The 20,835-nt window shown below is 38.3% G+C and carries 24 protein-coding genes and 1 other RNA gene; 17 read left to right on the top strand and 8 right to left on the bottom strand.

Going from position 1 to position 20,835, the window contains the following annotated elements:
- Window positions 1-19: 19 nt before the first annotated feature.
- The 3 genes from HHL23_RS11570 to HHL23_RS11560 all read right to left on the bottom strand — a co-directional run bounded on the left by HHL23_RS11570 (window position 20) and on the right by HHL23_RS11560 (window position 4,321).
- On the bottom strand, window positions 20-910 hold the full coding sequence (locus HHL23_RS11570) for a ribokinase (RefSeq protein WP_169234961.1): 891 nt from the start codon (window positions 908-910) through the stop codon (window positions 20-22).
- A 65-nt stretch (window positions 911-975) separates the two neighbouring features.
- Window positions 976-1,611 (bottom strand): DUF4241 domain-containing protein, encoded by a 636-nt coding sequence (locus HHL23_RS11565; protein WP_169234960.1) that lies wholly within the window; start codon window positions 1,609-1,611, stop codon window positions 976-978.
- A gap of 94 nt (window positions 1,612-1,705) precedes the next feature.
- Window positions 1,706-4,321 carry a valine--tRNA ligase gene (locus HHL23_RS11560; protein WP_169234959.1) on the bottom strand — a complete coding sequence of 872 codons (2,616 nt, stop codon included), beginning with the start codon at window positions 4,319-4,321 and terminating at the stop codon, window positions 1,706-1,708.
- Window positions 4,322-4,450: 129 nt separating this feature from the next.
- On the opposite strand from HHL23_RS11560, the gene HHL23_RS11555 reads away from it, so the two are divergent.
- From HHL23_RS11555 to HHL23_RS11495, 13 genes are all read left to right on the top strand, one after another.
- On the top strand, window positions 4,451-4,915 hold the full coding sequence (locus HHL23_RS11555; protein ID WP_034729320.1) for a DUF1573 domain-containing protein: 465 nt from the start codon (window positions 4,451-4,453) through the stop codon (window positions 4,913-4,915).
- A gap of 163 nt (window positions 4,916-5,078) precedes the next feature.
- Complete coding sequence (locus tag HHL23_RS11550) at window positions 5,079-5,948, top strand: polyphosphate kinase 2 family protein (RefSeq protein WP_169234958.1); 870 nt, start codon at window positions 5,079-5,081, stop codon at window positions 5,946-5,948.
- Window positions 5,949-6,100: 152 nt separating this feature from the next.
- Window positions 6,101-6,478: a hypothetical protein gene (locus HHL23_RS11545; RefSeq protein ID WP_169234957.1), complete on the top strand. Its 378-nt coding sequence runs from the start codon at window positions 6,101-6,103 to the stop codon at window positions 6,476-6,478.
- Window positions 6,479-6,481: 3 nt separating this feature from the next.
- Window positions 6,482-7,027, top strand: a complete 546-nt coding sequence (locus HHL23_RS11540; protein ID WP_169234956.1) for a hypothetical protein — start codon at window positions 6,482-6,484, stop codon at window positions 7,025-7,027.
- 20 nt (window positions 7,028-7,047) lie between these two features.
- Window positions 7,048-7,578: a hypothetical protein gene (locus HHL23_RS11535; RefSeq protein ID WP_169234955.1), complete on the top strand. Its 531-nt coding sequence runs from the start codon at window positions 7,048-7,050 to the stop codon at window positions 7,576-7,578.
- A 135-nt stretch (window positions 7,579-7,713) separates the two neighbouring features.
- On the top strand, window positions 7,714-8,091 hold the full coding sequence (locus HHL23_RS11530) for a hypothetical protein (protein WP_169234954.1): 378 nt from the start codon (window positions 7,714-7,716) through the stop codon (window positions 8,089-8,091).
- Window positions 8,092-8,100: 9 nt separating this feature from the next.
- Window positions 8,101-8,664 (top strand): hypothetical protein, encoded by a 564-nt coding sequence (locus HHL23_RS11525; RefSeq protein WP_169234953.1) that lies wholly within the window; start codon window positions 8,101-8,103, stop codon window positions 8,662-8,664.
- A gap of 12 nt (window positions 8,665-8,676) precedes the next feature.
- A complete protein-coding gene (locus tag HHL23_RS11520) occupies window positions 8,677-9,048 on the top strand; it encodes a hypothetical protein (RefSeq protein WP_169234952.1) in 372 nt (123 codons plus the stop codon).
- Between the two features lie 11 nt (window positions 9,049-9,059).
- A complete protein-coding gene (locus HHL23_RS11515; protein ID WP_169234951.1) occupies window positions 9,060-9,623 on the top strand; it encodes a hypothetical protein in 564 nt (187 codons plus the stop codon).
- A 7-nt stretch (window positions 9,624-9,630) separates the two neighbouring features.
- Complete coding sequence (locus HHL23_RS11510; RefSeq protein WP_169234950.1) at window positions 9,631-10,167, top strand: hypothetical protein; 537 nt, start codon at window positions 9,631-9,633, stop codon at window positions 10,165-10,167.
- A 37-nt stretch (window positions 10,168-10,204) separates the two neighbouring features.
- A complete protein-coding gene (locus tag HHL23_RS11505) occupies window positions 10,205-10,726 on the top strand; it encodes a hypothetical protein (RefSeq protein WP_169234949.1) in 522 nt (173 codons plus the stop codon).
- A 57-nt stretch (window positions 10,727-10,783) separates the two neighbouring features.
- A complete protein-coding gene (locus HHL23_RS11500) occupies window positions 10,784-11,161 on the top strand; it encodes a hypothetical protein (RefSeq protein WP_169234948.1) in 378 nt (125 codons plus the stop codon).
- A gap of 3 nt (window positions 11,162-11,164) precedes the next feature.
- Window positions 11,165-11,716 (top strand): hypothetical protein, encoded by a 552-nt coding sequence (locus HHL23_RS11495; RefSeq protein ID WP_169234947.1) that lies wholly within the window; start codon window positions 11,165-11,167, stop codon window positions 11,714-11,716.
- Between the two features lie 62 nt (window positions 11,717-11,778).
- Here the strand turns inward: HHL23_RS11495 and rnpB are convergent.
- An RNA gene (gene rnpB, locus HHL23_RS11490) (RNase P RNA component class A) lies at window positions 11,779-12,103 on the bottom strand.
- A 156-nt stretch (window positions 12,104-12,259) separates the two neighbouring features.
- Here rnpB and HHL23_RS11485 point away from each other — a divergent pair.
- From HHL23_RS11485 to HHL23_RS11475, 3 genes are read left to right on the top strand one after another with little or no spacing between them, the layout of a single operon-like run.
- The gene (locus HHL23_RS11485) at window positions 12,260-12,751 is read left to right on the top strand and encodes an RNA polymerase sigma factor (protein WP_034729370.1); all 492 of its coding nucleotides are present in this window, start codon (window positions 12,260-12,262) and stop codon (window positions 12,749-12,751) included.
- A complete protein-coding gene (locus HHL23_RS11480; protein ID WP_169234946.1) occupies window positions 12,744-13,418 on the top strand; it encodes a beta-carotene 15,15'-monooxygenase in 675 nt (224 codons plus the stop codon). Before HHL23_RS11485 ends, HHL23_RS11480 begins: the two co-directional genes overlap by 8 nt.
- A gap of 58 nt (window positions 13,419-13,476) precedes the next feature.
- Entirely contained in the window at window positions 13,477-15,105 is a 1,629-nt protein-coding gene (locus HHL23_RS11475; RefSeq protein WP_169234945.1) for an AMP-binding protein, read from the top strand.
- Window positions 15,106-15,186: 81 nt separating this feature from the next.
- Here the strand turns inward: HHL23_RS11475 and rpoN are convergent, their stop codons facing one another.
- From rpoN to HHL23_RS11455, 4 genes are all read right to left on the bottom strand, one after another.
- Window positions 15,187-16,650, bottom strand: coding sequence for an RNA polymerase factor sigma-54 (rpoN, locus tag HHL23_RS11470; protein WP_169234944.1), 1,464 nt, complete (start codon window positions 16,648-16,650; stop codon window positions 15,187-15,189).
- Between the two features lie 159 nt (window positions 16,651-16,809).
- Window positions 16,810-18,258 carry an asparagine--tRNA ligase gene (gene asnS / locus HHL23_RS11465; RefSeq protein ID WP_169234943.1) on the bottom strand — a complete coding sequence of 483 codons (1,449 nt, stop codon included), beginning with the start codon at window positions 18,256-18,258 and terminating at the stop codon, window positions 16,810-16,812.
- A gap of 306 nt (window positions 18,259-18,564) precedes the next feature.
- The gene (locus HHL23_RS11460; RefSeq protein WP_169234942.1) at window positions 18,565-19,164 is read right to left on the bottom strand and encodes a CDP-alcohol phosphatidyltransferase family protein; all 600 of its coding nucleotides are present in this window, start codon (window positions 19,162-19,164) and stop codon (window positions 18,565-18,567) included.
- Window positions 19,161-19,802 carry a hypothetical protein gene (locus HHL23_RS11455; RefSeq protein WP_169234941.1) on the bottom strand — a complete coding sequence of 214 codons (642 nt, stop codon included), beginning with the start codon at window positions 19,800-19,802 and terminating at the stop codon, window positions 19,161-19,163. Before HHL23_RS11455 ends, HHL23_RS11460 begins: the two co-directional genes overlap by 4 nt.
- A gap of 55 nt (window positions 19,803-19,857) precedes the next feature.
- Here HHL23_RS11455 and HHL23_RS11450 point away from each other — a divergent pair, with 55 nt between their 5' ends.
- The gene (locus HHL23_RS11450; RefSeq protein WP_228464723.1) at window positions 19,858-20,835 is read left to right on the top strand and encodes an XRE family transcriptional regulator; all 978 of its coding nucleotides are present in this window, start codon (window positions 19,858-19,860) and stop codon (window positions 20,833-20,835) included.

The raw sequence follows: 20,835 nt of genomic DNA, 5'->3' as shown, positions 1-20,835 counted from the left end.
CGATATGTGGCAAATAGCTTTAGGAAAAGAAATCCGACATTCTGGGAAGTCCGGTCTGCGACCCCTTCCCTCCGGAAACCCTTGAAGAAACCTCGTTCCCGAATTTCACACAATCCTCAATGGTGTTTCCATGGCAGAGTGCTACGGCAAATCCTGAAATAAAGGCATCGCCCATTCCCATTTTGTAAACGGTCTCGTCTTTGTCGTTTCTGTAATACTTCATTTCTGTTCCATCAAAATAGATCGTCGAATTCGTATCGTCTCTTACAAAAACTTTGTTGACATATTTTTTAAGAATCTCTTCTCTCTTCTCTTCCCCGAAAACGGTATGAAGTTCGCTGCTTTTTGCAACAATAAAATCTACGTTTTCGATAATTCCTTTACTCACCTTCATAGCCGGTGAAGCATACAGTCCTACCTTTTTTCCGTATTTTTGCGCTTTTCTTATGGTGTATTCTACCACTTCCATCGCTACTTCAAGCTGAACAAGAATAAGATCTACCGTCTGAAAATACCGATCTGCTTCTTCTATATGTTCAATACTCAAGCATTTATTAGCAGCAGGAACCACTACAATAGCTGCATTCCCATGACTGGTGGTTACATAGGCTGTACCTGTAGATTCCATATCCGTCTCATGGACAAAGCCTACATTTACGTTTTCCCCTACCAGATTCCGCATGATCTGCTGCCCAAGAGGATCCATACCTACACAGCCAATAAAATAAACACTGGCTCCCAATCTTGAGGTTCCTACCGCCTGATTGGCGCCTTTACCTCCAAAATAGCTATCTGAATTAACGGCCAAAACCGTTTCATTGGGCTGAGGTATTTTTTCGGTTTCTAAAACCAGATCTATAGAAGAGCTGCCTACAACAATAATTTTGGGTTGTTCTGATGAGAAGTTCATTGGTGTTTTATGTTAGTTTAATATAATCTATTCAGAAAACTAAGTTTCAAAAATAACTAATTTAATTAACTTATCTCAATAAATTCAGTAATTATCTTAACAGGCTTGTGATCTTTATCGTATGCAATGTAGCTCGCATAAAAACCTTCACCATATCCAGTTTCAAACGCGAAAATGGTACCAGGATGCTCATCAGCCGGTTTCAGGAATGCATATTGATCGATAGCTCCCTTTTCATCAAAGAAATACTCATGAAAGAATTCTTCATAGATCCCCATGAAATCTACGCCTTTGCTATGATACAGTCTTTTTTCAAGTTCGTTAAGACTGGTTTGAGTATCTACGTCCATCAGGCATCCCATCCCGCTTTCTACAGGATATCCAAAAACCTCTTCATCAGCAAGATCTTTCACATTTTGTCCTGCAGTAACTGCCATTTCCCATTCTGTGATTTCCGTATTGCTAAAAATAACCTCTGCATATGCTACACAGTTGCTTTCTCTTTCTTTATGCAGTAAAACAGAAAAATTCCCCTTTGGAAATTCTGTAGTGAAAGGCTGCATATCATTGGTGATCAAAGGATCACAGGCAACCAGTTTTCCACTTGAAAGGTAGAGTTTCCCAACTTCAAAGCTTTCCAGTAAAGGGCTTTCTACGAAGTTCTTTGAGAACAGCTTTTTTATGTTTTCTAGGTGTGTCATTTATTCTTAAATTATTTAAACTGTCAGGCTGAGTACAGATAAAAATCCGTGCTCAGCCTGACATTCCGACAAACTTATTATCTATCTTTTAAATTTACAAACTCTTCAGCTTCTCTTCTAAGATAACAATTTTATCCTGAGCATCTTTCTGTTTCTGGCGTTCTACCTCTACAACTTCAGGCTTAGCATTGGCTACAAATTTCTCATTGGAAAGCTTCTTGTCAACAGAAATAAGGAATCCTTTTAAATAAGCTAATTCTTCTTCTGTCTTCTTTTTCTCTTCGCCTAAATCTAAATTATCGCTTAGAGGAATAGAAACTTCAGTCGCTCCTACTAAAAATGTAAAGCTTGGCTTATCTGTCTTTTCACCGAAATGAATTTCAGACACATTACCCAATTTCTTAATTACAGATCCATTTGCAAATTCTGAAGCGTTTGTATAAATTTCTACCACTTCTTTTGGAGAAATACCTTTTGTCTGACGGTAATTTCTAACCCCTGAAATAACTTCTGATGCCGTTTCGAAGTTTTTGATAATATCTTCGTTAAATGCTTCCGCTTTTTTCTGCTGAGCAATAACCAAAGCTTCATCTCTGTTTCTTTCAGAAATTAACTGCCAGATTTCTTCGGATTGGAAAGGCATAAACGGATGCAGAAGTTTCATTAACTCTTCAAAGAAAATAACGGTTCTGTTATAAACTTCCTTAGAAATTCCTTCTCCGTAATTAGGCTTGATCGCTTCAAGGTACCAACCACAAAAATCATCCCAAATTAATTTATAAATTAAATGAAGGGCATCAGAGATTCTAAATTTCTCAAACTGCTGGTCAATTTCTGCAATTGTTTTATTTAATTTATTTTCAAACCATTCAATGGCTTGTTTATCTGCATCATTCAATGGTTTGTCTTCATGATTCCACATGTTGATCAAACGGAAAGCACTCCAGATTTTCGTCATGAAGTTTCTTCCCTGAACCATCAGATCTTCATCAAATAATAAGTCATTTCCTGCAGGTGCACTTAATAGACTTCCTACACGAACACCATCTGCCCCATATTTAGAAATCAGATCTAAAGGATCTGGTGAGTTGCCTAGTTGTTTAGACATCTTTCTTCTTTGCTTGTCTCTTACAATACCAGTAAAATAAACATTTTTGAATGGAACCTCTTTTCTGTATTCCAATCCGGCCATGATCATTCTGGCTACCCAGAAGAAAATAATATCCGGACCTGTTACCAAATCTGATGTAGGATAATAATAATTGATATCTTTATTTTCAGGATCAAGTAATCCATCAAAAACAGACATTGGCCATAACCATGATGAGAACCAGGTGTCAAGAGCATCTTCGTCTTGTCTTAGATTCGATGTTTCGAGATCCGGGTTTCCTGTTTTTTCTTTAGCCAAGACTAAAGCGTCTTCGATGTTTTCTGCAACTACAAAATCATTTTCTCCCTCTCCATAGTAGAAAGCAGGAATCTGCTGTCCCCACCAAAGCTGACGGGAAATGTTCCAGTCACGGATATTTTCCATCCAGTGTTTGTAGGTATTCTTAAACTTCTCAGGATAGAATTTAACCTCATCATCCATTACTACATCCAAAGCGGGTTTAGCAATTTCAGACATTTTCAGGAACCACTGAACTGAAACTTTAGGCTCGATAACAGCCCCTGTTCTTTCAGATGTTCCTACTTTATTTACGTAATCTTCTGCTTTCAACAAAAGATCTTTCTCTTCTAATTCTTTTGCGATCTGCTTTCTTACGTCAAATCTGTTTTTTCCTGCATAATGTAAACCATGCTCGTTAAGATTTCCATCGTCATCCAAAGCATCAATCATTTTCAACTGATGTTTTTGTCCGATTTCGTAGTCATTGGTATCGTGAGCAGGTGTAATTTTCAAAGCACCCGTTCCAAATTCAATATCTACATAGTCATCTTCAATGATGGGGATCACTCTGTTGACGATCGGTACGATTACATTTTTGCCTTTCAGATGAGCATATCTTTCATCATTCGGGTTGATACATACGGCGGTATCCCCGAAAATAGTCTCGGGACGCGTTGTAGCAACAGAAAGAAATTCCTCTGTTCCTTCTATCTTATATTTCAGGAAATATAATTTTCCGTTTTGCTCTTTAAAGATAACTTCTTCGTCAGAGATATTGGTTTTGGCTTCCGGATCCCAGTTGACCATTCTGTATCCTCTGTAGATCAATCCTTTATTATATAGATCTACAAAGCTTTTGATCACCTGCTGAGACATTTTATCTTCCAGAGTAAAACGTGTTCTGTCCCAATCACAAGAGCACCCCAACTTTTTTAACTGCTCAAGGATGGTTCCTCCGTATTTATCGGTCCATTCCCAGGCATGTTTTAAGAATTCTTCGCGGGTAATATCTGATTTATTGATCCCTTCAGACTTCAGTTTAGCAACAACTTTGGCTTCAGTAGCAATTGAAGCGTGATCTGTGCCCGGAATCCAGCAGGCATTAAAGCCCTGCATTCTTGCACGGCGGACGAGAACATCTTGAATGGTATTGTTCAACATATGTCCCATGTGTAATATCCCCGTTACGTTTGGCGGAGGAATTACCACAGTATATGGTGGTTTCTCATTAGGTTCTGAATGGAAATATTTGTTTTCCATCCAGAAGTTGTACCATTTCTGTTCAGTTTCCTGTGGATTGTACTTTTCTGAAATCTGCATAAAATTCTATTTCTTTTGCTTACAATTTGCAAAAATAGTCTAAAGAAAAAAAATTTTAAGTATGAATTAAAATAATTTTTAACTTTGTTTCTCAAAATTTATCTAACAAACATATTAACATTCAAGAATATGAAAAAATTAATTGCAGGAATTGCATTATTTGGAACATTTGCATTGGCATCTGCACAGACTATTACATTTGATAAAACTACATTTGACTATGGTACAATCAAGCCAAGTGCAGACGGTACAAGATTTTTCACAGTAACCAATACAGGTGACAAACCTTTGATCCTTTCCAATGTAAAGCCTTCTTGCGGATGTACAACTCCTGAGTTCAGCCAGGACCCGATCATGCCAGGAAAATCTGCTAAGATCAAAGTAGGATATAATACTACTCTTAACGGACCTTTCAATAAAATGATTGAGGTTTTCTCTAATGACCCGGCTAACAGCAGAAGCGTAATCTACATCAAAGGTAATGTAGACGCCAGCGCTCCTGAACCGAAGCCGTTGACAGCTGAAGAGCAAAAAGCAGCAGCTAAAGCTGAAAAGAAAGCCGCTAAACTTGCTAAAAAAGCAGCAGCAAAGTAATCTCTATTCAAAAAAATAAAAAAACCGTCTTCATTGGAGACGGTTTTTTTATTACATTTAAATAAGATTTTAGAGATTAGAAGTTAGATATTAGTTAAAAGTTCTCCTAATTCTCTAATCTCTCAATCTTTAAATTATTCAATCATTTAATATTTAAAAAAATATGGATACCAATTTCTCAGATGATTTCCTGGTAAAAGGAAAATTTTCAATAAAAAAAACTTCAACAGAATATAAAGGAAAGCTGACCAAAGAAGAAGGCGGACAGTTACTGATACAGGAAAAAGAAAAACTCCGTGACCTGCAGGAAAAACTGTATGCTGACGGCAGTCAATCTCTGCTTGTGATTCTTCAGGCGATGGATGCAGCAGGAAAAGACAGTCTGATAGAACATGTTTTCGGAGGTGTAAATCCACAGGGCTGCAATGTTACGAGCTTTAAAACGCCAAGTTCGAAAGAATATTCCCACGATTTTCTTTGGAGACATTATCTGGCTCTTCCACAGAAAGGAATGATTGGCATCTTCAACCGATCTCATTATGAAAGTGTTCTGGTATGTAAAGTTCATCCTGAATACAACCTCAGCGAGAAAACATGGTCTTCTGTAAAGGATTTCGATGATAAATTCTGGGAAAACAGATATGAAAGCATCAGAAATTTTGAACAACACCTTTCCCAAAACGGAACCACCATTGTAAAAATATTTTTAAATGTCTCTAAGGACGAGCAAAAGAAAAGATTGCTTGACAGAATCGAGGAACAGGAGAAAAACTGGAAATTCTCTGCTGCTGATCTTCCGGAAAGAGCATTGTTTCCCAAATACATGGAAGCTTATGAAACAGCCATCAATGAAACAGCAAAAGATCATGCACCCTGGTACGTGCTTCCCGCAGACAATAAATGGTTTGCCAGAGTAGCTGCTGTACAGATCATTATTGATACGCTGGAAAAGATGAATCTTAAGTATCCGCAGCTGAGTGAAAAGGAAAGATCAGAGCTTGATGAAGCAAAAAAAACACTTGAGAGTGAATAATAGATCACTGTAAATTATTACCACATAGTTAAGTAACGGTAAATAAATTTAACTTAAAAACACTAAAACGTGAATAATTTATTGTTCACGTTATTTTTTTTTATACATTTATCAAAAATTAAGTTTTTACCACCAATCATTAAACTTTAGCTATGAAAAAACATTTATTATTATCAGCAATTGCTATAATAAGTATTATTTCCTGTAACAGTGAGGGAACAGCTGTCAATACGGTACAAAGTATGAAGACTCCACAAATGGAGAGGTTTGACAAAGCTTTTAAAAGTCTCGGCTACCCACAGAACAGACCTACTGAAGAGGAAAAGCAAAGAAACACCTCTGAACTAAGCGACAGAAGAAAGGCTCTTCTTCTTCCCGCCTCTAAGGAGCTGATCCTTTCCTCAGGCGTTACAGAAGCTGAGCTCACAAGAAAAACAGGCGGTGATATAAGCCAGATTATTGTGTGGGCTACCAACATCTATATGCAGAAAAGTGACGAGATCCGTAAGAACCTAAAATCTGAGAAATAGATTATGAAAAAGTTTTTACTGCTACTCGGTATATGTTCTGTTTCTTCGGCATATGCTCAGGGAGGAATGCTAATTATTCAGAATTTCACCACGAATTACGATTTCCATGGAGCTATTTTTGCCAATAACAATGCAGGAGGAGGGTGTTATCCAGTTATCGCCTCCCAAAATCCTGATGCTATCGTTGTACCGGCAGGAGCTACTGCAAAATATGAAAATTACAGGGACCAGTATTCTTCCTCCGCCTTTCCGGTTACTATATGGAATGTTTATTTTGGGCCAGGATCTACCGTCTCACCAAGGCCATGGAGTCATCCCAGTCTGATGCCTGGTGGTGTGATTTCCAATAACACCAAATGGTCGATGTCTAAATTTCAGATGTTTCACGCCGGAACTTCTGTCCCTGAAACCTACTTTAACGGAAATATCGGGGAAACAGCCGCTCCGTGCAATACTGCTCCCGATGTAATCAACACAGCCTGGGGAAATGCCAAGTGGTTCACCATCACTGCCGGCACAGACGTTTATACTTATTTAGTCATTCAATAAACCATTTACCTTATATTACTATGAAAAAGATACCATTACTTTTATCCGCTCTGGCAGGTGTTCTTGCTTTTGCGCAAACTTCTCCTCTCGTTATTCAGAACTACAGTGCTTATAATGCAGAGGGCAGACTTCGTACCAGTCCAATAAGTGCACCTGGTCCTTATATGTACGCGGCACCCAACATTCCTTACGGATCTTATACTATACCTGCAGGAGGATTTACTCAGTACAATACATTCAGTACATCTGGGACAGCTCCTTATCCGATCACATCATGGTATGTTGGAGATCCTACCAATCCGGCTAACAACGGAACATATGCCTATAATCATCCTTTTATTGCCACTGTAATGAATCCTTCCAATGTATGGGCGGGATTTCATTTCATACTTAAAGATCCGGTAACCCAAAACGGAGTTGATACTTACCAGATGGGAGATCCTGCTGTTGACCCTTGGTTTGTGAATACCGCAACCGGAAGTGTTTCAAGTGCAGACTGGTTTACGATCACCACTCCTAGCGGACCAACCACTTATCTGCAGATCTTTTAAATAAACGGCAGCTGTTCCGCAGTTGCCTATTTTATCAAAAATCATCGATACGGAAAGCATCTGTTTTGCTTTCTGAAGATGCTCTATGTTCAAATTTCAATATCATTTTAATAGTAACTCTCATATAAATTAATCATGAAAAAACTCTTTTTATCGGCTGTACTGGCCATTTTAACATTAGGATCGTGCAGCAATGAAAGTGCTGCTGCAAGCACTGTAGAAAGTATGAAAACCTCACAGATGGAAAATTTTGACAAAGCTTTTAAAAGCCTGGGAGATCCACAGAACAGACCTACTGAAGAGGAAAGAAAAAGAAATACTTCTGAACTGAGCGACAGAAGAAAAGCGCTTCTGGTTCCGGCCTCCAAAGAACTCATTCTTTCTACAGGAATAACAGAGGCTGAGCTGACCAGAAAAACCGGTGGTGATATGAGCCAGATCATCGTCTGGGCAACTCAAATTTACATGCAGAAGAGTAACGAAATCCGTAAAAATATTAAATCTGACAAATAATTAATTGTTATGAAAAAATTACTAATAGTATTAGGCTTAGCCACTTTTTCTCTGGGATACTCGCAGGGAGGGACGCTCGTTGTGAATAACTACACACCCTATGATTATTACGGTGCTATCATTGCCCATAATTTTGCGGGAGGATGCTATCCCTATGTAAGTTCAAAAGATCCTAACATGATCACCGTTCCTGCCAATGCCAATATGAGCACAGGAACTGAGCTGCGGTATGATAACTACAGAGATCAGTATACTTCATCGCTATATCCGGTAACTGAATGGAATGTAAGCCTCTCAGCCACCGCCGGACCCCCAAGATTATGGAACCACCCTGCTGTGATGCCCGGCTCCCCTGTTTCTAATAATACAAGATGGGGGGCTACAAAATTTCAAATGCGTATTGCTGGTACCACTACTAATGCACCGGATAATTTCAATGCCAATTTAAGTGTCGCAGGAAATTCCTGCTATCTGGCTCCTGACTATTTCACTACACCATCCGGAAGTAACAGCGCGGAAATGTTTATGATATCAAGCGGTGGAATAAATTACACTTATATCAATCTTTATTAAAATGATTTAACTATGAAAAAACTTTTTTTATCGGCAGTTTTTGCCGCTTTAACCTTAGCATCATGTAACAATGAGAGCGTTGCAGTCAATACTGCAGAAAGCATGAAAACTCCGCAAATGGAAAACTTCGACAAAGCTTTTAAAAGCTTAGGAGATCCACAGAACAGACCTACTGAAGAAGAAAGAAAAAGAAATACTTCTGAGCTCAGCAACAGAAGAAAAGCACTTCTGGTTCCTGCATCCAAAGAACTTATTCTTTCTACAGGTGTTACAGAAGCTGAAATGACAAGAAAAACCGGTGGCGACATGAGCCAGATCATCGTTTGGGCTACGCAGATCTATATGCAGAAAAGTAACGAAATCCGTAAAAACATCAAATCTTAAAATTAATCATCATGAAAAAATTACTAACAGTATTAGGCCTAGCCGCTTTTTCTCTGGGCTATTCTCAGGGAGGAACTCTTGTTCTCAACAACTATTCTATCTATGATTTTTCGGGATTCATTGTGGCTAATAATTTTTCAGGGGGATGCTACCCTTACATCATCTCCAACAATCCGGATATGGTGACAGTTCCTGCCGATTCGCATATGGGTAACGGAAATGAATTGAAATACATTAATTACAAGGACCAGTACACTTCTTCTTTATATCCAATGACTGCCTGGTATGTAAGTACATCAGTAGCGCCAGGTATATCAAGATTGTGGAATCATCCTTCTGTAATGCCTGGTGGAGTTTTATCCAACAATACAAAATGGGCAACCACAAAGTTTGTGATGTATTACCCCGGAACCACAACGCTTGCTCCGGATAATTTTAACGGTGCTGTAACACTTGCAGGAAATACCTGTTACACTGCATCCGATTATCTTATTACTTCCACAGGAAATAACAGTGCTGAAATATTTACGATAGCGAGCGGGGGCACTACCTATACCTATATCCAACTTTATTAATTTAATTATGAAAAAAGTTTTATTACTACTGGGAACAGCAGCGGCTTCTCTTGCTTATTCACAGGGAATGCTGGTCATTAATAATTATTCAAAATATGATTATCACGGTTTTATGATTGCCGGCAATTCTTCTGTGGGATGTTATCCACGGGTGGCAAACGAAGCTGAAATTGTAGTTCCTGCTGATTCTCATATCGGTAACGGACATGAATTGGTCTATAAAGATTATCTGAACCAGTTTTACTCTTTATATCCAACGACCAACTGGGTAGTCTATTTGAATCCTAATACACCTACTATCATGCCTTGGGATGATATAAATCTATCTCCCGGTGGTACTATTTCAAACACTACCCGATGGTACTTTACCAAGTTTTACACCACGCTTCCCGGAACCAACACATCAAACCCTGAATTCCAGGCTAATTTAGGTCTCCCCAATCCCTGCAGCCCCAATCCCCTGACTTATTTTGCTACGGCATCAGGAGACAACAGTGCAGAAATATTTGTCATTAGTGGGATCACTTATCTGCAACTTTACTAAAGATCAGATTTCGAATACTTAAACTAATTATAAAATCATGAAAAAGATATTCACCATCATTTCACTTACGTTCCTCTCATATGCCTATTCGCAGCACAGCATTATGATCGTTAATAACTATTCTACTGCTTTTGATTTTCAAGGAACTCTTGGTGCTCATAATTTTGCCGGAGGCTGCCACCCCTACGTAACATCCAGCACTCCAACAGCAATCACCGTACCTGCGGATTCGCATACAGGCAACGGTAAAGAACTGGCTTACAAGAATTTCAAAGACCAATATACAAGTTCTTTATATCCTACAACCAACTGGACACTTCAGCTTTCCCCTACTACATCTCAGATAAGAGCCTGGAACCATGCGAGCATAGCACCGGGTGGCGTTATTTCTACCAATGTTAAATGGGCTTCTTCCCAGTTTCAGATGTATTACGCAGGAACTTCCAATCCGGAGCCTGGTTTCAGTGGATTGATCGGTGAATCTCCTGATCCTTGTACAAGTGCCAACGGGTATATTTCAACGCCTTACGGAGATGCAGAATGGTCAATATTACGATAGCGAACATCACCTATTCTTACTTACAAATTTATTAATCAAACCTAAATCTAATTAATTATGAAAAAACTTCTTTTATCAGCTGCTTTTGCCGCTTTAACTTTGATATCATGTAATAATGAAGGGAGCGCTGTGAATACAGTAGAAAGCATGAAAACTCCGCAGATGGAAAACTTCGACAAAGCTTTTAAAAGCCTTGGAGATCCGCAAAACAGACCCACGGAAGAGGAAAGAAAAAGAAATACTTCGGAACTGAGTGACAGAAGAAAAGCGCTTCTTGTGCCTGCTTCTAAAGAATTAATCCTTTCCACGGGCGTTACGGAAGCTGAACTGACAAGAAAAACCGGTGGCGACATGAGCCAGATCATCGTTTGGGCTACCCAGATCTATATGCAGAAAAGCGATGAGATCCGTAAAAATATTAAATTTGACAAGTAACCTATGACAAAGATTTTAACAGTAGTAGGAATAACGGCAGCATCACTGGCTTATTCGCAGGGAATGTTTATGCTTAACAATTATTCTCCCCATGATTTTCACGGAAATCTTATGGCTATGAATCTCAACGGCTGTGTTCCTGCCGTCATGAACAATGATCCTGCCACCATGATTATCCCTGCGGATTCACACATGGGAAATGGCCTTGCCTGGAAAATAGAAAATTACAGAGATCAATTCAATAGTTCTCTGTATCCAATCACCAATTGGATTGTAACACTTGGGCCGTCGCCTTCAACCATAAGATTATGGAACAATCCAAGTCTTATGCCTGGTGGTGTCATTGCTAACAACACGAAGTGGGTCACTTCAAAATTCCAGATGTATTATGCCGGAACAGGAAACAAGGTAATCGGATTCAATCAAAGTGTTGGAAATGCTACTCCTAATTCATGCATTACCAGCGTTGACTATTTTTCTACACCGGACGGTTCTGCAGAATGGTTTACGATCACAGGTACTGACACCATAACGTATTTTCAAATATATCCATAATAAAAGCGGAGACTTGGTCTCCGCTTTTATTTTTTATAAACAGTTTTGTAACGTACATAAAAATCACGAGAAAATCTATAAGCCGGATTTTGTTCTTCCTGAGAAGTGCCTGTTATTTATCTGCGTCTTACATTGCTGCAAAACTTGAGCTGATTACCCCTCGGCTTTCAGGACGAGCCGCCCCTAATTTCCATTGCTGAAAAGAACCGATATACTTATCATTGCACCGCAAAGAGTTTACCTGGTTTCACTACAGCCGAACTGTACCTGCTTTCTGTTGCACTTGTCCTACCCTCACGGGTGACGGATGTTATCCGCTTTGCTGCTCTATGGTGTCCGGACTTTCCTACCCCTGTCGAAACAGGAATCAACAAGCCGATTTTCTCGCGGTTGCAAAGATACGGATTATTTGGTGATGTGATGATGCAAGGATTTAGATTACTCTATTTATAAATCAACATCACCTATCCAAATCATTAAATTATCCTGTCATCATATCAACAAATCACTGCATTATTATTATCTTCGTGCCATTATATATCTATGACTTCCAGAGAAAAAGAATTTGCGCAGCTTATTAAAGATAATCAGGGCCTGATTATTAAAGTTTCGCGTCTGTATACCAATTCTCTTGAAGATGAAGAGGACCTGTTTCAGGAGATCGTACTGCAGCTTTGGAGAAGCTACGATTCTTTTAAAGGGAACTCTAAAATTTCTACGTGGATGTACCGCGTAGCACTTAATACAGCCATTACTCTTTTCAGAAAAAAAAGCAAAAGCCTTCCTACGAATGAGTTGGACATCAACCATAGAGATTTTGTGGAGGATGACGACGATAAGCAGCAGCAGATCTCGCTTCTGTATACCGTGATCAAAACCCTCCCCAACGTAGAAAGAGCGATTGTAATGATGTATCTTGACGACCTGCCCTATAAGGATATTGCAGAAAACCTTGGAATCACCGAGGTCAATGCCCGTGTGAAAATGAACAGATTAAAGAAAACCCTTAAAGAACAGATGGAAAAATATGCCTGATTTTGATTTAGACAGCTTTAAGAAAACATGGCAGGAACAACCTGTTCAACCGAAATACGACAGCACTGAAATCCTTCAGATGCTGAACAGAAAATCACGCAATTATGTGAAGTACATTTTCTGGATCAGCGTTGCAGAATTTTTATTCTTTTCCGTTCTTGGATTATTTTATTTCTTTCAGGATGAAGAGTCAGACAGTTTCCGTAAAATATTGGAAAAACTTGGCGCCCAGAAGGCCCCTGAAATAGAAACCAATTTTGATCATGCTTATTTAGCTATAAAAATTTTAAGTCTGCTTATCACGGCCTATTTCGTCCTTAAATTTTATCAGAATTACCGCAAAATAAAGATCGAAGAAAACCTGAAAGGTCTCATTATAAGAATCATTAAATTCAAGAAGACCGTCAACGCTTTTATCCTGATCAGTATTGCCCTTCTGATTGCTTTTACCTTTGTATTTACTGCATTCATCTTTTATGTATTAAACTCCCAAAATGTACAGCCGGACAACTCCAACCTGATTATCGTTATTATCGGAATCGTTGTAAGTACGGTATTATGTGTACTTTTGATCTGGCTTTATTACAGACTTGTGTACGGCATTATTATCCGAAAACTCGACAGAAATTTAAAACAGCTTAAAGACATAGAATCTCAGGAAAATTAGCATAAACAGGCATCAGTTAAAGATTTTTCATTAATTTTATTCCACCAAATCTTAAACTATGCCATTATCTTACGTCTACGGAGCTTCCTCTGTTCCATTATTGGGACAAACGATCGGAGGAAATCTTAAAAAGACTGTTGAAAAATACCCTAATCAGGAAGCTTTAGTCTGCGTTCATCAGAATTACAGAGCGACATACCAGGAGTTTTATAATCAGACCACAGCTGTTGCAAAAGCATTAATTTTTTTAGGCGCAAAAGCCGGAGACAGAATCGGAATCTGGTCTTCAAACCGCTATGAATGGGTACTCCTTCAATATGCTACAGCCCGGATAGGAACCATTTTGGTTAATATCAATCCTGCTTACAGAACTCATGAACTTACTTACGTCATCAACCAATCGGGAATTCGTTTTATTTTTTCTTCCTTAAGCTTTAAAACAAGCAATTATAAGGAAATGGTAGAGTATGCTAAGGAAGTCTGCCCCAGTCTGGAAAATGAAATTTTCTTTGATGATAACTGGGAAAATTTTTTAAATAAAGGGCAGGATATTTCAGATGACACGCTTCACAGTTTTGAGGAACATGTGCAGTTTGATGATGCTGTGAACATTCAGTATACTTCCGGAACGACGGGTTTTCCAAAAGGGGTCACTCTCTCCCATCACAATATTTTAAATAACGGATATTCTATAGGGATACGTTTAAAATATTCACAGAAAGATCGCGTTTGTATTCCTGTTCCGTTTTATCACTGTTTTGGAATGGTAATCGGCAATATATGCTGTACCGCTCACGGGGCATGCATGGTAATTCCCAATGACAGCTTTGATCCGGATATTACACTGAAAACGGTTTCTGATGAAAAATGTACCTCTTTATACGGAGTTCCCACCATGTTCATCGCTGAACTGGCGGTTAAGGATTTTGACACCTATGATTTTTCAAATTTAAGAACCGGGGTCATGGCAGGATCCATCTGTCCTCCGGAGATCATGAAAAAGGTGGAAAACCTCATGAATATTAAAGAAATGAGCATTTGTTACGGAATGACGGAAACCTCTCCTGTTTCTACCCAGACCCTGATCGGGACACCTTTGGAAAAGCAGGTCAGTACTGTAGGAACCGTTCAGGATCATCTTGAAATAAAGATCATTGACGAAAACGGAAAGACGGTAGAACGTGGCGAGCACGGTGAACTCTGTACGAGAGGCTATTCTGTAATGCTGAAATACTGGAATGATCCCGAAAACACAAAAAAGGTACTGGACGACGCCCGATGGATGCATACCGGAGATATGGCCGTAATGGACGATAAAGGTTATATTACGATTTCGGGACGAATAAAAGACCTGATCATCAGTGGTGGTGAAAATATCTCACCTAAAGAGATCGAAGACTTTCTGTACACGTATGTCAATATTCTTGATGTACAGATCATCGGGATTCCAAGTGAAAAATATGGGGAAGAAGTGATGGCCTGGGTAAAAGTCCGAAAAGGCTTTGATATAACAGAAGCCGAACTTCTGGAGTACTGTAAAGGAAGAATTGCGCATTATAAAGTTCCGAAATACTGGAAATTTGTGGACGAATTCCCCATGACCATCTCCGGGAAAATACGAAAAGTGGAAATGCGTGAGATTTCTATTAAAGAACTCGAACTGGATAAAGCAAAACAACGTATCTAAAAAGCTACCACAGAGATTTTCAATTTAAAAACAAAGAAAAGCCCGGAAATACCGGGCTTTTACTTATTTATAGGCAACTTATTAAAGTTCTTTTCTTAATCTCGCAACCGGAATATTAAGTTGTTCACGGTATTTAGCGATCGTTCTTCTGGCAATATTGTAGCCCTGTTCTTTCAGGATGACTACCAGAGCATCATCTGTAAGAGGTTTTCTCTTATTCTCCTTACTGATCACTTCCTGAAGATGCATTTTGATTTCTTTGGTAGAAACTTCTTCCCCATCATCATTGGTCAGACTATCTGAGAACAAGTCTTTCAGATAAAGGATTCCGTTCGATGTATCAGCATATTTACTTTTTACTACTCTTGAAATGGTAGAAATATCAAATCCAGTGATATCTGCAATGTCTTTCAGAATCATGGGTCTCAGTGATTTTTCATCACCTGTAATGAAATATTCTTTCTGAAATTTCACAATAGCCGTGATCGTTTGTAACAGGGTATTCTGGCGCTGGTTGATAGCATCGATATACCATTTTGCCGCGTCTAATTTCTGTTTGATAAACAAGGCAGCCTGTTTATGCTCCGAAGAGTTTTTATCGTGGGAATAGGTGGTCAAAATATCCTTATATTCTTCAGACACTCTTAAAGTTGGTGCATTTTTGCTGTTAAGCATTGGGATGACCATTCCGTCTTTCACCTGGATCACAAAATCCGGAATAATTTCCTGGTTGATGGTGATCGTCTGTGTATCAAAGTTCCCGCCTACTTTTGGAGAAAGTTTTGAGATTTCGTCCAAAGCATCTTTAAGATCCTCTTCTTCAATATCATACTTCTGGATGATCTTATTGTAATGCTTATTGGTAAGGGCATCGAATTGATATCTTAGGATATTGGCAGCCAGAGAAACTGCTTTATCAGAGCTTACTTTCTTTTCGATCTGAAGCAGCAAGCATTCCTGAAGGCCACGTGCTCCTACCCCAGGCGGATCAAGTTTCTGGATATAATTCTCTAAGATATCATCTACTTTTTCCTTGGTGGTATAAATTCCCTGCGAAAAAGCAAGATCATCTACAATCGCTTTGATCTCTCTTCTTAAATATCCGTCCGTGTCAAGATTTCCGATCACATATTCTGCGATTTTCTCATCCTCATCACTGATATTGATCAAACGGATCTGCTCCAGAAGATAGTCATATAAAGACTGTCCTTCTGTCAGGAGACTTTCGTTATCAAATTCTTCATCGTCCGGAGAATAGTTGCTGGATGCCGTTTTATAGTTGGGTTCGTCATCGTAGATATAATCGTTGACATCAAAATCTGTTTCAATACTTGCTGTCCCTTCATCCTGATAAGCATCTTCAAGAGAAGAAAAATCGTCTTCCTTAGGATCTTCCTTTACAATTTCCAAAGCAGGATTCTCTTCTAGCTCTCTTTCCAGCTCCTCTTCGAATTCCAGTGTGTGAAGCTGAATAAGCTTCATCAGCTGGATCTGCTGAGGTGCCAGCTTCTGTCCTAACTTGAGTTGTAAGTGTTGTTTAAGCATATTAGTCTTTGTGTTTTAACATAACATATTCTACGAATTTAATAAATTAATTCGACAAAAAATACATTTAGCATGATTTTTGCATTATACTTATTAACATAATAAACTATTAGAAAATAAAAAAGCCTTAATTTTTACATTAAGGCTTTTTTTATTGATCTAGAATTCAGCGCTTTTCGGCGTTCTAGGGAAAGGAATCACATCTCTGATATTGGTCATTCCTGTTACGAAAAGAACCAGTCTTTCCAACCCTAAACCGAAGCCCGCATGCGGCACAGAACCGAATTTTCGGGTATCAAGGTACCACCAAAGTTCTTCTGCATCTACATGCATATCTTCCATTTTCTGTTTTAAAACATCAAGTCTTGCTTCTCTTTCAGATCCTCCGATGATCTCCCCAATACCTGGGAAAAGAACGTCCATTGCTGCAACAGTCTTATTATCATCGTTCAGTTTCATATAGAAAGCTTTGATCTCTTTTGGATAGTCGAACAATACCACCGGGCTTTCAAAGTGTTTTTCAACCAGGTATCTTTCATGTTCAGACTGAAGATCCGTTCCCCAGCTTTCAACCGGATACTGGAATTTTCCTTTTTTATTTTCTTTTGAGTTCAACAGGATCTCAATAGCTTCTGTATAGCTTACACGTTTGAAACGTTTAGCCACTACATTCTGAAGCTTTTCGATAAGACCTTCTTTTGCTCTGTCTTTTTCAGGTTTTCCTTTCTGTTCTTCTTCAAAACGTTTGTCCAGGAATTCAAGATCATCTTTACAGTTGTCAAGAACGTACTGGATCACATATTTTAAGAAATCTTCCGCAAGATCGATATTGTCTTCAAGGTTGTTAAATGCTACTTCCGGCTCTATCATCCAGAATTCTGCAAGGTGTCTTGTGGTGTTTGAGTTTTCTGCACGGAAAGTGGGTCCGAAGGTATAGATTCTTCCTAATCCCATGGCTGCAGTTTCTCCTTCAAGCTGTCCGGAAACCGTCAGGTTGGTTTTTTTACCGAAGAAATCCTGTGCAAAATCAATCTCACCGTCTTCAGTTCTTGGCATATTGTTCAGGTCAAAGTTCGTTACACCGAACATTTCTCCTGCACCTTCTGCATCTGCACCTGTAATAATGGGTGTATTGATATAGAAGAACTGGTTTTGGTTAAAGAATGCATGTACGGCAAAACTCACGGCGTGACGTACTCTGAAAACAGCTCCAAATACATTGGTTCTGAATCTTAAATGCGCTTGCTCACGAAGCTTCTCTAAACTGTGTTTTTTAGGCTGAAGAATGGTGTTCTGAAGTTCTTCTGTGAAGTTATCCCCTAAAATAATGATCTTTTTAGCAATAATTTCAACCGTCTGGCCAGCTCCCTGGCTTTCTACCACTTCTCCCACTACTTTAAGAGAAGAAGCTGTACTGATTTTCTTGATGATTTCTTCATCAAAATTTTCGAAATCAACAACTATTTGCAAATTATTAATCGTAGATCCATCATTAAGGGCAATAAAGCGGTTTGAACGGAATGCTCTTACCCATCCGTAAACAGTAATGTCATGATGTAATACTTTCTTGTAATCCTGTAGGATTTCTTTAATCGTCTGCTTTTTCATTTGTTGATTATAAATTTTCGTTTAAAAATTAACGTCTGCAAAGTTACAAAAAAACAGCGCAACTTGATGATTACGCTGTCTTTTTAAAAAATCATTTATCAAAATATTCAATCTAAAACTATGCTGTAAATATTATTTGGGTAGATTTAAGGGGCAGGAAGTTGGAAGAGGGGGCTGGAAGTTAACGTTGGGCTTATAATTTCTGACAGTTGTGGTAAAATTTGATAAAGCAGCGTTTAAAATAAGACTGGCATTGCTCTTTTCGGCCTCAATGACTTCCCTCTTCCATCTCCGAACTTCCTTACTTTAATTAAAGAATACTGTTTTTTTCCTCTCTTTTCCGTTTCTGATTTTCCAGGCGTGATAGGAACTTGGGATGTCGTATTGCCATTTTGGAAGCAGCAAGACAATTAAAATCACGTCGATATGAGATACAAATCCCAGTACAACCGTAAGATAAAATGCCCAACCTGCTTGCTGAAAACCTATTAAATACGTAAAAGCAATCAGCAGACTCAAGCCCCACATTTTTGACAGAAAAGCATGAGTGCAGGTTTCTTTCCCAAATTTCCAGATACTGACGATGTAGCAAAGTGCTTCCATGACAAAGATTAAAAGAATTCCCCACCATTCATTTTTAATGAATTCAGGATTCAGGAAATAGGACGCAAATCCCAACGAAAGCCAAAAAATCAAATCGGTCTGGCTATCAAGTCTTCTTAATTTTTCTGATGAAACGCCCACCTTTCGAGCTATGATTCCATCGAAGATATCGGTTAATAATCCGAAATACATGAATCCTAAAATTAAAAATCTTGATTCTGTACCTTTGAAATACGCTAATAACAAAATGATTGGAGCAAGGATAAATCTGATTGCGATAAGCAGATATGGTAACTTTTTCATAACTTTTTATTTTTAAAATTCCAGTTGATCAAAGGCATTTTTCTTTTTTCATTTTCATTCCAAAAGCCAATCTGTATTCCCCTTGAATCTTTGCAGACATTAATCAAAGCTACCTGAATACCTCTGCACTTTTGACTTACATTCGCAAAAGTGGAAACGGTCACTCCTTTTGTGGTATGATGAAAATTGTACAGTGGTGAAACGGCAACTCCGTTGATCACCGAAGGCGCACTTATATTACTGGACAAACTCAATTCCAGTCCATTCGTAACTGTAGGCTCCATATTGACGATAGAGAGCTGCATCCCGTTAATTGTATTCATTTTATCGGGTAAAGGTTCTGAACCAATATCATTAATGCCCCAATTGTTGATGGATGTAATATTGACAAGAAACAATACGGGAAAGAAAATCCCTAAACCATTAAACCCCAATCCAACCCCATTGACTTTCTTAGGCTGTATTTCCTGATCAATCTCATCGTAATATTTAATAAGCACTCCATTAACATTTTTAGTTTCTTTGGAAGGTGAAAAAGCAATAAACTTAGGCTTATATGATATCGTATTTAAACTGTCCTGAGCACTGACCACACTTCCTGCAAAGAGGGAGATCATGATCATAAAATTTGTTTTCATAACTCATTGTTTTAAAATTACACTTCAAAAGTATCTGTGAAAAACACCAATCCGAATGCGAAAAAAAATTAAAATAAAGAAGTACATTTGTGAAAATCACAAAACCATGTATCAGGAACTTTTACTTAAGGAAATTCGCAGAAAAATCGGTGATAAATCTTTGAATGATGAGATTGCCAATATTCTGAATATAAGTTATGATGCATCACACAGAAGAACGTCTCTGAAAGCAAAGTTCAGTTTTGAAGAGGCTTTGGAACTGGCCAAATATTATCAGATTTCTCTCAATCAATTTATAACCTCAGACCAGCAGCTTGTGGTTCAGAAAACTTCAGTGGTGAACGAAACAGAAGATTTACAGTCTTTTTTTCAGAATAATCTCAACATTTTTGAAAATCTGCCCCTTTCTGATGAGATGACTATTTATTATTCCGCCAAGGACATTCCGTTTTTTTATACACTTTCAGATACATTGCTTTCACGTTTTAAAATTTATGTCTGGATGAATCTGCTTAATGCGAAGCAGGTTTTTATTCCTTTTCTGAAGTTTTCGCCTCCTTATTTTGAATCAAACACTCAGGAACTCAAGAAAAAGTATGAAGCGCAAAATATCGTAGAATTATGGAATGACAGGACCATTTCCAGTATTTTGCAACAGGTCTTATTTTATTATGAAACGGGGCTTTTACAAAAAAATGAGGGTCAGGTTATTCTGGAAGAGCTCAAAGAACTTATAGAATATATTGAACAAAAAACAGAAAACAATCCAAAATTTCACCTGTATGAAAATGAGTTGATGCATCTTTCTAATGACATCTTTTTTCATCATCCTCACCAATCCCTTTTTGCTATACCTGTGAATATGTTTGGTTATATTCTGATCAATGATGCTAAAACCTGTAACGAAGCAATAAATTATTTTGAACATCAGATTAAAAATTCAAAATCTCTGAACACGTCCGGAAACAGGGATAGAAAAATATTTTTCAATAAAATGTACGAACAGATTGAAAATTTAAAACAAAAACTATAG

Source organism: Chryseobacterium antibioticum (genome assembly GCF_012927325.1).
Classification (GTDB): Bacteria; Bacteroidota; Bacteroidia; order Flavobacteriales; family Weeksellaceae; genus Chryseobacterium; species Chryseobacterium antibioticum.
This window is presented reverse-complemented; position numbering and strand designations above follow the sequence as displayed.